Raw genomic sequence first — 18,115 nt, 5'->3', positions numbered from 1 at the left:
ATTGCACCGTTGCGTCAGTCTTTTCGAGACTATTCAATCAACACAATATCAGCGAGTGACGACCGGCGCGCTTCGTTCATGCTGCCACTGCGGAACCCCTGGAGATCAAGGGTGACATAGACGTACCCCAGCGCCTTCAACCGCGCCACGATCGCTTCACGATGCTCGATGACGGCGGGCAGGTCGTCGAGCGGAACTTCGATGCGGGCAATCGTATCGTGGTGGCGGACGCGCAACTGAGTGAACCCCAGGTGACACAGAAACCGTTCGGCTTCGTCGAGAATGCGCAATTTCCCGGCGGTCACCCGTTCGCCGTAGGCGATCCGCGACGAGAGGCAGGCATACGACGGCTTGTTCCAGTTCGGCAATCCCAGGCGCCGCGCCAGTTCGCGGATCTCCTGCTTCCCCAGCCCTGCCTCGATCAGGGGGCTGCGCACGGCAAACTCCATCGCTGCACGATGACCAGGGCGATGCGTGCCGATGTCGTCCGCCATGGCGCCGTAGAGGATGGCAGCGACGCCAAGTTCGGCAGCCAGCGGCTGAAGTTCGGTGAACAGCGTGCGCTTGCAGTAGTAGCAGCGGTCTGGCTGGTTGCGCGCATAGTTTTCATCAGACAATTCATTGGTGCGCACGACGATATGGCGGCAGCCGATCAGCGCTGCCAGTGCGCGCGCCTGTTCGAGTTCCTCGCGCGGGTAGGTTTCAGAGTCGGCAGTGGCAGCGATGGCGCGATCACCGAGCGCATCGTGCGCCACCTTCAGCAAGAGTGTGCTGTCCACGCCGCCGGAAAACGCGATCAACGCCGAACCGATCTCGCGCAGGATCGCCTGGAGGCGTTCGTATTTGAACTCAAGCGTTGTTTCCATAGATGATCGTCACCTTCGCCAAACTACCCGCTGATGGTCAACTGCTCCAGATGCGCCTGTCCCACAGTTGCTGCCCCACCCGCCCGGGTGACGGTCATCTCCGCCAGGCGACCCATTCGCAATTGACTGCCAGGAGGCTGCCGCTCATCCCTCGTTCGTCGCCCCACCCGCCCAAATGACCGTCACCGCCGCCAGCGGGGTTACGCTGATCCCTCGTTCGTCGCCCCACCCGCCCGGGTGACCGTCATCTCCGCCTGCGAGCAGCCGCAGCCCGGTTGGCGATCCGCCCCGCAATCGCCCCCGCGCCGATGCCATTGTCGATGTTGACGACCGCCAGTCCCGGAGCACAGGTCTGCAACATGCTCGTCAGCGCACCGACGCCGCCGCCGCCAAAACCATACCCGACCGACGTCGGCAGCCCGATGACCGGCACATCGACCAGCCCCGCCACCACCGACGGCAGTGCGCCGTCCATTCCGGCGGCGACAATGATAACATCGACTGATGCATCGAGCATAACCCGCAGCGGATCGAACAGACGATGCAGACCGGCGACGCCGACATCACCGGCGCTCCAGATGTCGCACCCCATTTCGACGCAGAGCGCGATTGCCTCGTCGGCAACGGGAAGATCGCTGGTTCCGGCGGTCAGCACACCGACGCGCCCGCCACGCTGCGGCGGAGCGATCCCCGGTTTATTCAGCGTCAGCGTGCGCCCTTCGCTATAGACCGTCCACTCAACCGTGTCGGCAAACGCCGCCTGGAGCGCCATCCGCGTCTCCGGCGGCACGCGACTGATCAGGACACGCCCCACATGATCGAGGATGTGCCGAACAATAGCGATGGTTTGGTCGGAGGTTTTATGCTCAGCAAGCACAACTTCCGGCACGCCGCTGCGCGCAGCGCGTCCCGGGTCGAGATTGGCGAACTGTTCGAGATAATCTCGCGCGGATGTCATCGCTGTATTATTACTCCACTGTTACCATGATGTCACATGAAGTTTAGCATCTTTTTATGCCAGTACCATACAATCACGCTCAGATTGATATCGAAGACGGTTCGTTATGAACATTCTCCTGCTAACCCAGATCGTTCCCTATCCGCCCGACAGCGGTCCGAAGGTCAAAACCTATTACCTGCTGCGCCATCTGGCATCGCGCCATCGAGTCACGCTCGTCTGCTTCACGCGCAATGCGCAGGAAGAAAGCGATGCGGCTGCACTACGCGACGCGGTTGCCGAGGTGCATACCGTCCCGCTCTCACGTTCCACAGCGCGCAATGCGCTGACTCTGGCGAGCAGCCTGATGCACGGACGCTCGTGGATCATCGAGCGTGATGATAGCGCCGCTATGCATCAGTTGCTGGCGCGCCTGGTGCGTGAAGCGGAGATTGCCGGACGACCGTATGACCTGGTGCATGCCGATCAACTCAACATGGCGCAGTTTGCCGAGCGGTTGCCATTACCGCGCCTGCTCGACGAACACAATGCAGTCTGGACGGTCTTCCGCCGGGTGGCGATGCAGGAACGTGGACTCAAACGCCTCCTCTGGGAGCGCGAGTGGCGACGGCTGCGCGTGTACGAAGGACGGGTCTGCCGCGAATTCGAGGCGGTCACAGCGGTCAGCCGCGAGGATCGTCAGGCGCTGATCGAAGCAATGGGAACGGAGCGTGATATTCCGATCATCCCGATTGCGGTCGATGCTGAACGCGAACAGCCGATTGCGCGCCAACCGAATGCACGCGGCATTCTCAGCCTGGCAACCATGATGTGGCCCCCAAACGTCGATGGGGCGCTCTGGTTCGCTCGCAGCATCTACCCGCTGATCAAGCAACAGGTCGAGGGAGTGCGCTTCTTCGTCGTCGGGCAGCGCCCGGTAGCGGAAGTGCGCGCGCTTGCCGAGCAGGACCCGACGATTGACGTGACCGGGTATGTGCCGGACCCCACGCCATACATCGCCGCCTCCGCCTGCCTGATCGTCCCGTTGCGCAGCGGCGGCGGCATGCGGGTGAAAATCCTCGAAGCCCTGGCGCGCGGCATTCCGGTGGTTTCGACAACGATTGGCTACGAAGGCATCGACCTGGTTCCCGGCGAACATCTGCTGGTCGGCGATACGCCAGAGGCATTCGCTGACGCCGTTGTGCGCCTGCTGTGCGACCCGGCTTTCGGCGAGCGACTGGCGGCAGCCGGACGAAAGCGCCTGCTCGAACGCTACGACTGGCGCGCCGTGTGCCCGGCGATGGATCGGGTGTATGAGCGGATGAAGAACCAAGAACCAAGAACTAAGAACCAAGAACTAAGAACTAAGAACCAAGAACCAAGAACCAAGAACCGGGAACCAAGAACCGGGAACCGGGAACTGAGAACTGCAAGCCTATCCAAAGCGCCGAAGAGGGCTGACGATGAATATTCTGTTTATCTCCGCATATGTTCCATCTCCCATTCGGGTGCGGCCATACGGCTTCATTCGCGCACTGGCAAGGCGCGGTCATCACATCACGCTGGTGTGCGGCGCCAATGCCGATGACCGACCGGCGCTCAACGCGCTGCGCGACGTGTGCGCGCGGATTGTCACCGTCCATGTGAGTAAAGCCGAGATGCTCTGGAATGCGTTGCGCGCGCTTCCCGGCGACCTGCCGTTGCAGGCGGCGCTCAGTTTCGGGAAACGCTTGCGAGAGGCGGTGCGCACCGAAGATCGCAGCAAACGGTACGATGTAGCACACATTGAACATTTGCGGGCATCAGCCCTTGGCTATGCGCTTCTCCACACACCTGCCGTACTCGACTCAGTAGACAGCATCAGTTTGTTGTTCGAGCGCACACTCCGTGGCAGCCCATCGCTCAAGAGCCGTGCGCTTGCGCTGATCGACCTGGCGCGCACCCGCGCCTACGAAGCGCGCTACACCCGCCACTTCGAGCAGGTCATTGTCTCGTCGCCGGAGGACGCATGGGCATTGCGCACCCTCCGTCACGACCTGTATCCTCCTGCACAACCGGCGGCGCAGCGCCGGTTCGACGGCGTTGCCGACGCCCCGCACGACCAAGATGCGATAACAGTCGTGCCTAACGGCGTTGATCTGGACTACTTCACCCCGCAGCCAATTGCGCGCGCGCGCGCCACGATCGTCTTCAGCGGCAAGATGAGTTACCACGCCAATGAAGCCGCAGCGCTCCATCTCGTGCACGACATTATGCCGCTGGTCTGGGCATGCCGCCCCGAGACGCGCGTGGTAATCGCCGGAAGCGCACCGCCGCCATCGGTGCGCGCACTGGCAGCCGACCGGCGCGTGACCGTCACTGGTTACCTGGATGACCTGCGCCCGACGATTGCCGGCGCCACGCTGGCTGTTGCCCCGCTGCGCTACGGCGTCGGCATTCAGAACAAAGTGCTCGAAGCCATGGCGCTGGCAACGCCGGTCGTTGCAGCGCGACAGGCGTCGCGCGCGCTGCATGCCGTTGAAGGGCGCGACCTGCTGCTGGCGGAACAACCGCATGAGTATGCCGACGCCATCCTCAGCCTGATGGACGATCCGCAATGCGCAGCCGCCATTGGTGCAGCAGGACGGCGGTATGTCGAGCAGTATCACACGTGGGACGCCGCTGCTCAACGATTGGAGCAGGTCTATGCCAGCGCCATCGAGTCGGCGCTGGACGATCACGTTGCCGCATCCGGGTGTGCGTCCGCAGGACATGCAGTTCTGAGCCGAACATAGCGTCGCATCCGCTGCGCTGCGTCGCCTTCCTGGTCTCCAGCACGTGCGCAGACTTATGCACGTTATGCAATAAATCTGGTATATCCATGCCGTCACGTCGCGCATTCCCTGCCCTGCAGGCGAAAGATCTCGCTCAGGACGCGGTTCGACGGTGCTCACCGCAAGTGGAAGACTCGCAGGGGCTTGCGCGACTCAGCCCGCAGCATCAGCGTCAGGACGACATCTGAGACCAACGCGCGGTCATTCGTACAATATTTTCGAGAACAGAATCCGGTATCGCACGGTTCAGCCCGCGTAGGCGGGCCTGGCGCCCGTAGCCCGCAGCTTCAGCCGCCGGGCGGACGAGTGGATAGCGGAATACGTATTCAAAAACGATTATTGACTTCACTGCAAAAAGCAACCACGAAGGTCACCAAGGGACACAAAGGACATGCGCTTCATGGTTCTTCCCCTTCGCGCGCTTCGGGTCCTTGGTGGATAAGCCTTTTTGCAGTGGACTCATTATTGCCGGGGCGCGCAACGGGACGCCAGGGCACTGCGGGCTAAAGCCCTTGCTGAGCAAGTGCAAGCCCCGTTGGGGTTGCTGATGCCGAGGCGCAGTCAGCGTCCACGACATGTCCGCCGATGCGCGTTGAGCGTTGCGCCTGACACAACGAACGCTCGAACATCGCCCACGACACCCCAAAAAAGTGACGGTTGCTGTCACAACCTTCTGGTATGCTGCTGATGAGCCCGGCATCAGATCATCGAGGAGTGTGTGACAATGGCAACCTTCACACCCACTGGTCATTCTGCGACGCTGAAGCACCGACTGATACAGACGCTGCTGATCGCACCCGAAGGTCCGATCATTGTCGTCCTGCTGGCTATCAACGCCATCGCCCCATCGATCTGGATCGGAGCGGGAATTATGCTGCTGGTGGTGACCTTTACCAGCCGCATAATGGCGCTCTACCTGACCAGTCGCGCTCTCATCAATGCACGATGGGATACTGCCGATGCGCTGGCGGCGGTAGCATCCGCGCTGCATCCCTGGTCGCCGGATGCCCTGGCATTGCGCGGCGCCATTGCGCTGGCGCGCGGCAAAAGCGCGCTTGCCGTGCGTCTGTTGCAACGCGCGCAGCGGCTGGCGCCAAACCGATCGTCAATTGCCGCAGCTTTGAGCGGCGCCCTGCTCGAACAGGGAGAGGCACAGGCTGCCGAAACCGCTGCACGTCGGGCGCTGGAGATGGAACCTGGGAGTGCCACAGCGCGTCTCTACTTGGCGCAGGCGCTGGCTGCCGTCGGAGCGCAGGCTGAACTGATCGAAGAGCAACTGCGCGCAGGGCTGGCGCACCAACCAGAACCGGACGCCGAGGTGTCACTGCGCTGTGCACTCGCACAGCACCTGGCGCAGGAAGGAAGATGGGCAGAAGCGGCGCTGGCGCTCAGCGCCGCGCGTGCGGTACTGCCCCATTGCAGCGCCGCTCAATGCTCAATTGTGATCCAGCGTATCGCGGACATTGACAGAGCAATACGTTCAGGGCGCGAAGGCTACGCCGCCTGACCGTCGTGCGCAGGCGATTGTATGTTCACGATCTCAAGGCATCGTCACTATCGCTGTGGCGCGCCACTGCCTGACCGTCGTGCTCGTGTGATTGCTCACCGACTTCTTCACGGCGCACAACGGGTGCAACGCCGTTGCGCCGCATCTGCTCCAGACCATCCATAAAGACCTTGATCGTATCGACCGGCAGAGGAAAGATGATAGTGCTGTTCTTTTCGACGGCGATCTCGGTCAGCGTTTGCAGATAGCGCAACTGAAGCGTCACCGGCTCGCTGGCGATCACGGTGGCTGCTTCGGCAAGCATGCGCGACGCAGCCAGTTCGCCGTCGGCGTGGATGATCTTGGCGCGCTTTTCACGCTCGGCTTCCGCCTGCTTCGCCATCGCGCGCTGCATCCCTTGCGGCAACTCGACATCCTTCACTTCGACAATCGTGACCTTGACGCCCCACGGTTCGGTCTGTTCATCGATAATCCGTTGCAACCGTTCGTTGATCGCTTCGCGGCGCGCCAGCAGTTCGTCGAGTTCGACCTGCCCGACCACGCTACGCAGCGTCGTCTGCGCAATCTGCATGGTCGCCCGAATGTAATCCATCACCTTCACAATCGCCTTTTCGGGGTCAACAACCATGAAATAGAGCACGGCATTGACCTTGATCGTCACGTTATCGAGCGTAATGACTTCCTGCGGCGGCACGTCCATCGTAATGACGCGCTGATCGACCCGCACCATCCGCTCGATGATCGGGATCAGGAAGAACAACCCCGGTCCGCGCGCGCCAACCAATCGGCCCAGGCGAAAGACGACACCGCGCTCGTACTCTGGCACAATCTTGACTGCGGAAAAGCCGATCATTAGAATGGCGAACAAAAGAACGCCAAGACACAAGAATAACGCTCCAGAACCCATGACTTGCTCCTTTGCCTAGACGACGCGCCCTTCGGAGGGGGATTGCGCTTCGCGCGCCGTTGACTCCTCACTGCCAAGCGGTCGCACGATCAACTGAAGATTGTGTACCGCAACCACGCGCACCCAATCGCCCACTTCCACCGGATCAGTCTCGCTGATCGCCTGCCACAACGCACCTTCGACGAACACCATACCGCGAGGGTCAAGCCGTTGCCGCACCTGCGCCAGGCGCCCGACGAGCGCTTCGACGCCGGTAGCGGCTGGGCGCTTGCGGCTGCGCAGGGCAAGCGCCAATCCCAGCGCAGCGGTTGCCGCGATCCCGCCAATGACGATCAGCAGCGCCCACCAGGCGACACCGGCGCCGGGCGCCTGCGTCGCATCGATCAGATTTCCTCCGCCAATGCCGAGCATCACCAGACCTGTAATCATCAAACCGCCATGAGTTGGCGCCACAAACTCGGCGCCGATCAACACCAGACCGAGGATGACCAGCGTCATTGCCCACCATAGCACAGGAAGCGCCAGGAATCCGGCAGCCGCGCCAAGTAGCAGCAGCAACCCGGCGCCGGCGAATAATCCAACCCCTGGCGTACTCAACTCCAGATAGATCGCCATCGACCCCAGTACCAGCAGCGCAAACGCAACGGTTGGATCGGCAAGCGCCAGGCGCAGGCTCTCGAAAAGAGTCGGCTCGATCAGCGTCGGCGTGCGCCCGATCGACGAAATGCGCACCGTTCGGCCATCGTCGAGCGTCACAATCCGCCCATCGATCAATGTCAGCAATTCGCGCAGATCGGCGGCAACCAGATCGATGGCCGGCGGCTCGAGGCTAACCGCCTGCTGATTGTTGAGAATGACCCCTTCACGAACCGCACGATCGATCCATTCCGCATTCCGCCCGCGGGTTTCATTCCACTTGCGCATCTGCGCACTGACATTATCGAGGAGGAGGTCGCGTGTTTGCTGGCTGAGCGTTTCGTCCACCTGCGCCAGCGGGAACGGACTGCCAAAGCTGGTATCGGGTGCAAGGGCGCTGATATGCGCTGAAGTGACGAACAGGGCGCCTGCGGGGCCGGCCTGCGTACCGCGAGGGGTGATAAAGACCACCACCGGCACCCGCGCCTGAGCGATTTCCGCTGCGAAGACGCGCACCTCGCGAAGCACGCCGCCGGTGCTGCTATACGAAATAATCAAGGCATCGGCGCTCGACGCTTCCGCAATCTGCACTGCCCGCCGCAGATAATCAAGCGTTGGCGCGGTGACAATACCGCTGACTTCGACCAGATAGAGCGGTCCGCCGCTCTGTTGCGCTCGCGCGCCTCTGGCGGGCCAGATGAGAAGAAGCAGCACTATCGCCAGCGCCGCAATGAGTATGCTGCTGCGCTGATGAGAGGAGCAGTTTGCAGGCATCGTGGTGCGCCTCGTTTCCAGGCTGACAGTTGATACACAGCACGCATACACATGATACCGCGATCCGCCATTGCGTGCCAGTAGCGCCAACCGTCACGATGCACGCTCGACGATACGTTTGACGCGGCGCTCGAAATCGGCTCGCAACAGCATGATATTACGATTGCAGGTCAGGCAACGGATGCCGATCTCCGCGCCGATCCGCACGACTTGCCATGTATCTCCGCCACACGGGTGCGGCTTACGCATCTGAATGACATCGCCAACACGAATGTCGAGCGGTGGTTTCGACATGCTTGTCACCACCCAGGGTCAGCGCCATCGGTCATGTTACGCGCGCGCTCCCACAGAACCAGTTTTTCCTCGACGCTCAGCGTGTTAAGATCGCGCCCATCAAGCAGCGTTTCGAGCCGCGCGAAGCGTTGTCGAAAGCGCGCAACCGCCGCGCGCAGCGCACTCTCCGCATCCACATTGAGCCGCCATCCCAACCGGGCAACCGCCAGCAGCACATCGCCCAATTCCGACTCCGCCTGCGCCGGATCGGTTGCAGCGGCGCGCAATTCGGCGATTTCTTCCTCCAACGACTGCCAGGCGTGGTCAATCTCCAACGCATCGAACCCGGCTCTGGCCGCCTTCGACGTCACTTTCTGCGCCGCCGCCAGCGCGGGCAACGACGGCGGAACACCGTCGAGTGCGCTCTGGCGCGCCACTCCCTTGGCGACATGCTCGGCATGCTTGATCGTCTCCCAGTTGCGCAATACCTCATCGCTTGCCTGCACATCCAGAGCGCCAAAGACGTGGGGATGGCGGCGAATCAGTTTGCGTGCGACCGCACTGAACACGTCGCCAGCATCGAAACGCTCCGCCTGACGCGCCATTTCGCTCAGCATCAGCACGTTGAGCAGCAGATCGCCCAGTTCTTCGAGCAGCGCCTCGTCGTTGCCAGCATCGAGCGCTTCCAATGTCTCGTGCACCTCCTCAAGCAACGCTGCACGCAACGATTGCGGCGTCTGCTCGCGATCCCAGGGGCACCCGCCAGGTCCAAGCAACCGCGCGACGATACATGCCACGCCCTCCGCTCCACGCACGTCGGCGAGCGGCGTCAGCGGCGGAACGAAGAGACTCGTCAGATGGTCGAAGTCGCTGCGATGGTCGAGGGTGTGGAGCGGCAGTTCGACAACGGATTCTTCGCCAGCGACCCCGGCGGCATGCGTGAGCATTACCGGATGGTCAGCCGGATAACGTTCCATCAGCGACAGTTTGACGTGCGACGCAACCGACCGGCTGTAAACCTGGCAGATCAGCGCAGGGCGCGTTGGCGTCAGCGGAAATGGCAGCAGCGGCGGCGTGTAGGTCAAGCCGTGGAGCGACGCCCACGACGGCGTATCATCGGGAACCGCCGCTTCATCGACCACCAGATCGAACGCATCGAGCAGTTGCAGACCGTGTTCCAGCGGATCCACGCCGAGCAGTGCACAGACCGGCTCGACGAAACTGACGCCGGGGATGATCCGCACCGGCGCCCCCTGCGCGCGCGCGCGGCGCAGCAGATGGCGCGACGTGGCTTCCGCCGTCAGCGGGTCGCCCGGCGTTGCATACACCACCGGCTCACCGTCGCGCGCGCGCGCGAGCAGTTCTTCGGCGATCCGCTCATACACCTCGTCGAAACGTTCCGCCCGATCATACAGGTCGTCGAATGCGCGAATGACGACCGACGACGGCAGCGCAGCGACCGTCGGATGCACTGCGGTGCGCAGATAGAGCACGGGCGTTGTGGAAATGACCTCCCACGCCGCGCGCGTGATCATCCCCGGATCGCCGGGACCAAGACCCACAAGCGTGATCATGGCGCTGGAGTCGGCAACGGAGCAATCGTCGGCAACGGTTCAGGCGTCGGCGTCGGGAAGACCGGCTCGACCAGACGCTGCTCCTGGATCGCCTTCTGTTTTTCACTCTGCAACAGACTTTCGAGCGCACTCTGCTGCTCAAACGGCAGCTCCTGCGCCACCCGCTGCTCGATGACCGCCGACGCGTTGGCAGGATCGAGCGCCGGCGCCTCCCCGCGCGAAACCAGACGGATCACGTGCCAGCCAAACTGCGTCTGCACCGGTGTCTTTGTCGTCTCACCCGGTTGCAGGTCCTCGAACATAGCTTTGTCGAATTCGGGAACAAACTGCCCGCGCTGGATATTTTCGTAGACGCCGCCGTTACTCGCCGAACCGGGGTCCTGCGACAGTTCCTTTGCCAGATCGGCAAAATCCTCGCCCTTGTCGAGGCGCTCAATCACCTGCTTCGCCTCGTCTTCCGTTGCTACCAGAATATGCGCCACTGTCGCCACATCGACCATGCGCTGCGTATCTGCCATCACTTCGTCGGAGATGCGCTGGCGAACATCCGCTTCGGAGACCAGCGTCTCGCCAAGTTTCTGGCGCGCCAGAAAGTAGGTGACGAACAGACGAAACTCCGGCGACGACTCGCCTGGCAGTCCGAGTTGCTCCTGGATGGCCTGTTCGAGCGCCATGCCGCTTCCCATCTGGATCTGCTGGCGAAACCGCTCGATCTGCTCATTCACCTCGGCGTCGCTGACGGTAATGCCGCGCTGCCGCGCTAACCCGAGGGTCAACTGCTGATCGATGAATTGCGACACCAGTTCTTGCTCGATCTCAAGACGCGATGGTAACGGGAAACCCATCCCCGCTTGTTGTTGAAACCCTTTTTCGATGCGACTGATACGCTGGTCGAGGTCCTGGCGCGTAAGCGTCACATTATCGACCCTGGCGACAGTCTGCGTTCCGGCGCCGCATGCAACAAGCGCCAGCGCGACCAGGATTGCAGCAATGGCATGTTTGAGGTTCACAAAAGGTCCTTTCACCAATGGTTGCCCAACCGGAGAAAAACGGCTTACGTATCGGCATTCAACGAGAGCACCGCCATAAACGCTTCCTGCGGTATCTCGACGCTACCGACCATTTTCATGCGCTTTTTGCCTTCTTTTTGCTTTTCAAGCAGTTTACGCTTACGGGTTACATCGCCGCCGTAGCACTTGGCGAGCACATCTTTGCGCATTGCCCGAATGGTTTCACGGGCGATCACCTTGCTGCCAATCGCCGCCTGAATCGGCACCTCGAACATCTGGCGCGGGATCAGTTTGCGCAGCCGCTCGACCAGCGCACGCCCCTGTGCATAGGCAAAATCACGGTGGACGATAAGCGAAAGCGCATCAACCGGTTGACCGTTCACCAGAATGTCGAGTTTCACCAGATCGGCGGGCTGATACCCGGCAAGGGTGTAGTCGAGCGATGCATACCCCTGCGTGCGCGACTTGAGCTGGTCGTAGAAATCGACCACAATCTCGGAGAGCGGGATTTTGTACTTGAGCGCTACCCGCTGCGGATCGAGATGTTCCATCGTCTCGAAAACGCCGCGCTTGCCAGTGACCAGTTCCATGATCGCGCCGATATAGCGCGTTGGCGTGATGATCGTGATCAGCATGATCGGCTCTTCGATCGACTCGATCCGCCCGGCGTCCGGCATATCCGCCGGATTATCGACGGTGATCACGTCGCCGTTCGAGAGCAATACCTGATACTCGACGCTTGGCGCAGTAATCAGGAGATCAAGACCATATTCGCGCTCAAGACGTTCGCGCACAATCTCCATGTGGAGCAACCCCAGAAAGCCGCAGCGGAAGCCAAAACCGAGCGCCGCCGATTTTTCGGGCACGAACGACAGCGCCGCATCGTTGAGTTTCAATTTCTCGAGCGCGTCGCGCAAATCAGTGTAGGCATTCGTATCGACCGGATAGAGACCGGCGAAGACCATAGGCTTGGCGGGGCGGTAGCCGGGGAGCGCGATCTCGGCGGGCATGCTGGCAAGGGTGATGGTATCGCCCACCTGGCATTCGCCGATCTGCTTGAGTCCAGTGGCGACATACCCGACCTCGCCGGTGTCGAGGATGTCGAGCGGCGTCATCTGTGGACGAAACGCACCAACTTCGAGGGCGTCCGCCTCGGCGCCGGTGCCGAGCATGCGCACGCGCGCACCGGCGTGAAGCGCCCCATCGACGACGCGCACATAGGCAATGACACCTTTGTACGGATCATAGTGACTGTCGAAGATCAGCGCGCGCAGCGGACGGTCATGCTGGCCGTGCGGCGGCGGAATACGCTCGACAATCGCTTCGAGCAGTTCATCGATCCCGATCCCCTGCTTGGCGGAGACGCGCAGCACATCTTCAGCCGGCAGACCCAGCACCTGCTCGATCTCCATCGCCACGTGGTCGGGATCGGCGCCGGGCAGATCGATTTTGTTGAGCACCGGGATGATCGTCAGGTCATTCTCCAGCGCCAGATAGACGTTCGCCAGCGTTTGCGCCTCGATGCCCTGTGATGCGTCGACCACCAGAATGGCGCCTTCGCCAGCGGCGAGCGCGCGCCCGACTTCAAAACCAAAATCGACGTGACCGGGCGTGTCGATCAGATTGAACTGGTATGTCTGGCCGTCGCGCGCGACGTACTGCATGCGCACGGCTTTGCTCTTGATCGTGATGCCGCGTTCGCGCTCGAGGTCCATTGCATCGAGCAACTGTTCACGGCGCTCCCGTTCGCTGATCGTCCCCGTCATTTCGAGCAGACGGTCGGACAGGGTCGTTTTTCCGTGGTCGATATGGGCAATGATTGAGAAGTTTCGGATATGCTGCTGATCGGCCATGCTGAATTTCCAGGAGACGCTGCGCACTACTCCAACAGGATGGAAGTATAGCAGATGCAGTGGTGTGCCGCAACGAAAGTTGACAGGCGCCGTCATGATCGAGATAATCGGCGCCGATGCGGATTTCGACTCTTAGCGCACCTCCTGGCACGGATGCGACGTTGCTGCTGACAACGCTGCGCGATGGCGCACTCTGGCGCATGCTGGCGCTCTTCGCGCTGCTGCTGACGCTGGCGGCGCAACTGCCGCTGCACTACGCCATCGATGTGGGACGCGAGGACGGACCCGGCAGCGACCTGCCGCTGGTGCGCGGGATGTTCCCCGTCGAAGAGGCGCCCAATGGTCCGTTTCGCTGGACGACTGACCACGCAATCGTGCGGCTTCCCGGTATCGGGCAGCGTCCGCTGGCGCTAACCATGCGCGTGCTGGCAGTAAACGATGAAGTGGCAACCCGTGGTGCGCGCGAACTGGAACTCTGGTCGTCCGGTCAACGTCTGACCTCGCTGCCAGTGCGTCAATCCGGCGCGATCTATCGCCTGCTGATCCCGCCTCCTGCCGATCAGACCGGCGATTACCAGATTGCAATCCGCAGCGCCACTGTAATCCCAACCGGTGATGAGCGCGCCCTGGGCACGCCGCTAACGACCGTAACGCTCTTCGCGCAGGCAGGACCGGCGCTGCCGCCGTGGCGTTCGACCCTCGGCTGGCTCGGCGCGGCGTTGGTGCTGTGGGCAACGCTGCGCCGGGCTGGCTTTGAGCGGGGTGTCATCCAGGCAATCATGCTCCCGCTGCTGGCGCTGGCTGGGATTGGCGCGTGGCTCGATCCGCCGCGTTTCGCCTTCGGCGTGCTACCCGCCCTGATCGCCCTGATCATCGGATGGGCGCTGGTGATGCTGTTGTGCGCCGCGCCGGAGACGCTGCGGCTCGCCGGGCTGGCGCTGATGGTGATCATGGCGGCGTTGTGGTTGATTGACTGGCGCGGACCCGCGGTTGACCTCGGATGGGCAAGCGTCCATCTGCGCGCGGTCGCCGGACTGGCAGGGCTGGCGTTCCTGACTGCCGCTGCGATTCGCCCGGCGCTGGCACGAACCGCGGCGCGCCTGGGCATTGAGGTCCCGGCGGCGCACTGGCGCTGGCTGCTGCTGATCGTGATTATCGTTTTTGCAACTCGCTACGGCGGGAAAATCTACCCCGACTCGATGCCCGGCGATATTGGGTTCCACGCCAACCGCTTCGTCGATGCAACGTTCGGCAGGGTGCTGCTGGTATCGCGCAATCGCGGAGTCGATTTTCCCTATCCGCCTGCTTTCTATCTCGTTCTCGCACCGTTTACGCTGCTCGACATTGATCGGCGCGCGTTGCTCCACCTTGGCGCGGCGCTGCTCGACGCCTTCAGTCCGCTCCTGGTCTATGCGCTGGCGATGGCGCTGCGCCGGAATGCCGGCGCTTCATCACACCGCGCGGTAGACCGCTCGTTCCCGCTGCCGCTGGTCGCAGCGGCGCTCTATGGGCTGGTGCCCGCCGGTTACCTGACGACCTGGTGGAATTTCAGCACCCACATTTTTGCCCAGTTTGCGCATCTGCTGCTGATCACGATCCTGGTCGTCACCTGGAATCTCACTGCCTCCCCGCCAGAAGACGCCGTAGCAAAACCCTTTTCGCTGCAACCCTGGAAACGACGCGCTCTCCTGTTCGTGGCGCTGGTCATGGCACAACTCCTTGTGTACCTGGGGCACTTTGGGTTCTGGATGAACATGTCGCTGCTGGGAGGCTTTGCGCTTGCCACGTTAATCGTCCTGGCGCTGCGTCGACGACGTGCCGCCCTTCAGTCGCTCACGTTCTACGGCGTCGCATTCGTTACGGCGCAAATCGTTGCAGTGCTCTTCTTCTATAGCGCTTACGCGGGCATGTTTGTGCAACAACTGGCAGCGACGACGACCGGCGGATTGACCGGGCTGGCAGGGCGTGAGCCGGCGCCATTCGAGGCGCTATGGCGCACACTGTGGGACGCAGGGTTCCGGCAACACTACGGCTTTTTTCCGCTGGCGCCGCTCCTGGCAGGCATCGCCTGGCTGATGAACGGCGCAGCGGTGCAATCAGACCACTACCGCGCTCCTGCCATCATTCTGGCGGCGGGAACGGTCATCGTCGCCTGCGGGTTCGCGGCGTTGCCATTCTTCAGTGGTTCGACCCTCTCGACGCGCTGGTTGATGTTCTCCGCCTGGCTGGTCGCTGTCTGCGCAGCGGCGGGTGCAGCAGCGCTCTGGCGACAGGGATGGGCAGGGCGGCTCACAACACTGGCTGCGGGCGGCTATGTCGCCTGGGTGACCGCCAGTATGTGGCTGGCTGCGCTGCTGTGGCGCGTGCGCCCGCCGGAGCCGTTTTAGTGCCTATCCGTTGGGCAGGCGAAGGCAATGCCTTCGCCTGCCCGGTCGCACTTCAGTCAGCGATTTTTCGGATAGGCTCTTAGCGCCAATACCCTGTCCCGCTGTCCGGTTTTCCCCCATCCCCCTGCTCCCACCAGGGGAGCAGGGGGATGGGGGCGCAGCAGCGCTGCATTTCAACCGCGTCCCAACTCTTTGCACCCTGGCGTCCTGGCGTTGTTCCAAAAATGCGAAGGCGCAAAGGCGCAGCGGAGCGGGATGCTCGCCGTCAGTCTTCCCCCTCACCCCCCTCTCCCACGAGCAGTGCGTGGGGAGCAGGGGGCGTTGGGCGGGGCTTTCACTTACGGTGCGCACGGTCGAACCGCGTCCTCAGCAAGGGCTTCAGCCCGCCGCACTACGACGTTGCGTGAAGAAGAGCGTCGGCGTCGGAACACTGAAGTAGAAGTAGTGGTATACTGGATCGTACTACTCCGCCCGCTTTCCTGAACGCCGGAATGATCTTCAGCGACAAAGGGGACGCGCATGAAACGAATTGTGAGCATCAGTCTTGGTTCCGCGCGGCGCGATTATCAGTTCGTTGCAACCGTCCTGGGACAACCGATTGAAGTGCGGCGCATTGGCGCCAATGGCGATACGGCGCTTGCCGCATCGCTGGTGCGCGACTTTGATGGCAAAGTAGATGTCATTGGGCTGGGGGGATTGACGCCGGTGTTCCATGTGGGCGCGGCGCGCTACCCTCATCACGAAGCACTAACAATTGCGCGCCAGGCGCGTCGCACGCCGGTCGTCGCCGGCAACCTCATTAAGCAAACCCTCGACCGCTGGTGCGTCCAGCAGGCGAACCAGGCGCGACGCGGCATGTTCAACTACCGCCGCATCCTGGTGACGAGCGGTATCGACCGTTACGCCCTGGCGCAGGCGCTGGCGCAGTACGACGCAGAGTTGCGCTTCGCCGATCCGGTCGTTCACAGCGGATTGCCATTCCTGCCGCTGCCGCGTTCCATCCCGCAACTCGACATGTATGCCGCAACGACGCTGCCGATCGCGGCGCTCCTGCCTTACCGCGTCCTCCACCCGGTGGCGCTGGGCAGCGAAGGGCACGATGCGCGCGCCGAAAAACATTTCGCCTGGGCGGACGTTATCGCCGGCGATTTCGCCTATATCCGGCGTTTCGCGCCGCGCGACCTGAAGCACAAGGTCATCGTCACCGATGATCCGTCGCCTGAGGAGATTGAAGACCTGCGCGCGCGCGGCGTGCGCACGCTCGTCACCCTCTCGCCGCGACTGGCAGGCGGCGACGCCTTGCGCCGCCCCTTCGTCTCCGCCGATGTGCTCGAAGCCATCGTTGTGGCAATCCTGGAGTCGGGTCCGACCCCGACCGAGGGCGAGATTATCAATTTTATCGATGAAGCGGAGTGGGGTCCGGAGGTGATAACGCTGAGCGACGAGGCGGAGAAGCCGCGATTTGCCTTCGTCATCCATCCATTGTCGCCGAAGTACATCGCCAATCACCCGCGGTTCCGCTTCACGCGCTACCTGCCCGAGCGCCTGGTCGAGCGGGTGGCAGCGCACTTCCCGCCGATGTACATCTCGAAGATGCGCGGCATCCGCTCACAGGCGACCGGCGAGGAGATCGAAGGATTGCTGTTCACGCTGGGCGCAACGCCGCGCGAGTTGATGCGTCACGACACATCGTTCACCTATCGTCGTCTGATCAAATGCGCCCGTATGGCAGAACGTATGGGGGCAAAAATCATGGGGCTTGGCGCGTTTACGTCGGTCGTCGGCGATGCAGGCATTACCGTCGCGCAGAAAAGCGACATCGGCATTACGTCGGGCAACTCGCTGACCGTGGCGGCGACGCTCGAAGCCGCCAAACAGGCGGTCATCAAAATGGGCGCAACCGATCTGACACGCGGCAAAGCGATGGTCGTCGGCGCAACCGGTTCGATTGGCTCGGTCTGCGCCCGCCTGCTCGCGCAGGCGATCGGCGATGTGGTGCTGGTGGCGCCGCGGGTCGAACGTTTGCTGACGCTCAAGAAGCAGATCGAGGCGGAAACGCCTGGCGCCCGGGTGACGGCGGCGACCAGCGCCGATCCGTATCTGGCGGAATGCGATCTGATCGTCACCACTACATCAGCCCTGAGCGGCCGGGTGATCAATGTCGATACACTCAAGCCCGGCGCAGTCGTTTGCGATGTGGCTCGCCCGCCCGATGTCAAAAAAGAGGACGCTGCTCGCCGTCCCGACGTGCTGGTGATCGAGTCGGGCGAAATCCTGCTCCCCGGCGAACCCGATTTTGGCTTCGACATTGGATTGCCGCCGGGCACGGCTTATGCCTGCCTCTCCGAGACGGCGCTGCTCACCATGGAGCATATGTATGGCGATTATACCCTTGGCCGGAATATCGACATCGAGAAGGTCAAGGAGATGTATCGCCTGATGAAGAAACACGGTCTTCAGCTTGCCGGTCTGCGTTCGTTCGATGAGTATGTCACCGACGAGATGATCGCAGAAAAACGGCGCCTGGCGGATGAGCGGCGTCGCCAGCTTGGGATGCCGGTCACTGCATCAGTGTGAA

13 protein-coding genes are annotated in these 18,115 nt (G+C 62.2%); 5 read left to right on the top strand and 8 right to left on the bottom strand.

The genetic code is table 11. The annotated features are described in order from the left end of the window. Positions 1-29 precede the first annotated feature (29 nt). Both larE and larB read right to left on the bottom strand, forming a co-directional pair. Positions 30-866: an ATP-dependent sacrificial sulfur transferase LarE gene (larE, locus tag AC3EA7_RS04345; protein WP_488612808.1), complete on the bottom strand. Its 837-nt coding sequence runs from the start codon at positions 864-866 to the stop codon at positions 30-32. Between the two features lie 244 nt (positions 867-1,110). After that, a complete protein-coding gene (gene larB, locus AC3EA7_RS04340; protein WP_488612807.1) occupies positions 1,111-1,824 on the bottom strand; it encodes a nickel pincer cofactor biosynthesis protein LarB in 714 nt (237 codons plus the stop codon). Positions 1,825-1,930: 106 nt separating this feature from the next. Between larB and AC3EA7_RS04335 the strand changes: the two genes are divergently transcribed. The 3 genes from AC3EA7_RS04335 to AC3EA7_RS04325 all read left to right on the top strand — a co-directional run bounded on the left by AC3EA7_RS04335 (position 1,931) and on the right by AC3EA7_RS04325 (position 6,123). After that, positions 1,931-3,391 (top strand): glycosyltransferase, encoded by a 1,461-nt coding sequence (locus AC3EA7_RS04335; protein WP_488612806.1) that lies wholly within the window; start codon positions 1,931-1,933, stop codon positions 3,389-3,391. Beyond that, positions 3,273-4,577 carry a glycosyltransferase gene (locus tag AC3EA7_RS04330; RefSeq protein WP_488612862.1) on the top strand — a complete coding sequence of 435 codons (1,305 nt, stop codon included), beginning with the start codon at positions 3,273-3,275 and terminating at the stop codon, positions 4,575-4,577. Before AC3EA7_RS04335 ends, AC3EA7_RS04330 begins: the two co-directional genes overlap by 119 nt. A 763-nt stretch (positions 4,578-5,340) precedes the next feature. Beyond that, positions 5,341-6,123 (top strand): tetratricopeptide repeat protein, encoded by a 783-nt coding sequence (locus AC3EA7_RS04325; RefSeq protein WP_488612805.1) that lies wholly within the window; start codon positions 5,341-5,343, stop codon positions 6,121-6,123. Between the two features lie 25 nt (positions 6,124-6,148). Here AC3EA7_RS04325 and AC3EA7_RS04320 read toward each other — a convergent pair whose 3' ends face one another. The 6 genes from AC3EA7_RS04320 to lepA form a co-directional block, all read right to left on the bottom strand. After that, the gene (locus AC3EA7_RS04320) at positions 6,149-7,030 is read right to left on the bottom strand and encodes a slipin family protein (protein WP_488612804.1); all 882 of its coding nucleotides are present in this window, start codon (positions 7,028-7,030) and stop codon (positions 6,149-6,151) included. 15 nt (positions 7,031-7,045) lie between these two features. Beyond that, positions 7,046-8,440, bottom strand: a complete 1,395-nt coding sequence (locus AC3EA7_RS04315; protein WP_488612803.1) for an NfeD family protein — start codon at positions 8,438-8,440, stop codon at positions 7,046-7,048. Between the two features lie 93 nt (positions 8,441-8,533). Continuing rightward, the gene (locus tag AC3EA7_RS04310; RefSeq protein ID WP_488612802.1) at positions 8,534-8,734 is read right to left on the bottom strand and encodes a DUF951 domain-containing protein; all 201 of its coding nucleotides are present in this window, start codon (positions 8,732-8,734) and stop codon (positions 8,534-8,536) included. 5 nt (positions 8,735-8,739) lie between these two features. After that, positions 8,740-10,287: a nucleoside triphosphate pyrophosphohydrolase gene (gene mazG, locus AC3EA7_RS04305; protein WP_488612801.1), complete on the bottom strand. Its 1,548-nt coding sequence runs from the start codon at positions 10,285-10,287 to the stop codon at positions 8,740-8,742. Further along, positions 10,284-11,297, bottom strand: a complete 1,014-nt coding sequence (locus tag AC3EA7_RS04300) for a peptidylprolyl isomerase (RefSeq protein ID WP_488612800.1) — start codon at positions 11,295-11,297, stop codon at positions 10,284-10,286. Before AC3EA7_RS04300 ends, mazG begins: the two co-directional genes overlap by 4 nt. A gap of 44 nt (positions 11,298-11,341) precedes the next feature. After that, the gene (lepA, locus tag AC3EA7_RS04295; protein ID WP_488612799.1) at positions 11,342-13,150 is read right to left on the bottom strand and encodes a translation elongation factor 4; all 1,809 of its coding nucleotides are present in this window, start codon (positions 13,148-13,150) and stop codon (positions 11,342-11,344) included. Between the two features lie 116 nt (positions 13,151-13,266). On the opposite strand from lepA, the gene AC3EA7_RS04290 reads away from it, so the two are divergent. Together AC3EA7_RS04290 and AC3EA7_RS04285 are read left to right on the top strand one after the other, a co-directional pair. Continuing rightward, on the top strand, positions 13,267-15,537 hold the full coding sequence (locus tag AC3EA7_RS04290) for a hypothetical protein (protein ID WP_488612798.1): 2,271 nt from the start codon (positions 13,267-13,269) through the stop codon (positions 15,535-15,537). Between the two features lie 519 nt (positions 15,538-16,056). After that, a complete protein-coding gene (locus tag AC3EA7_RS04285; protein WP_488612797.1) occupies positions 16,057-18,114 on the top strand; it encodes a serine carboxypeptidase in 2,058 nt (685 codons plus the stop codon). The last annotated feature ends 1 nt before the right edge of the window (position 18,115 follow it).

Source organism: Roseiflexus sp. (assembly GCF_057785375.1).
Note: the sequence above shows the minus strand (reverse complement) of the source record. Positions and strands in the feature narration are given on the sequence as shown.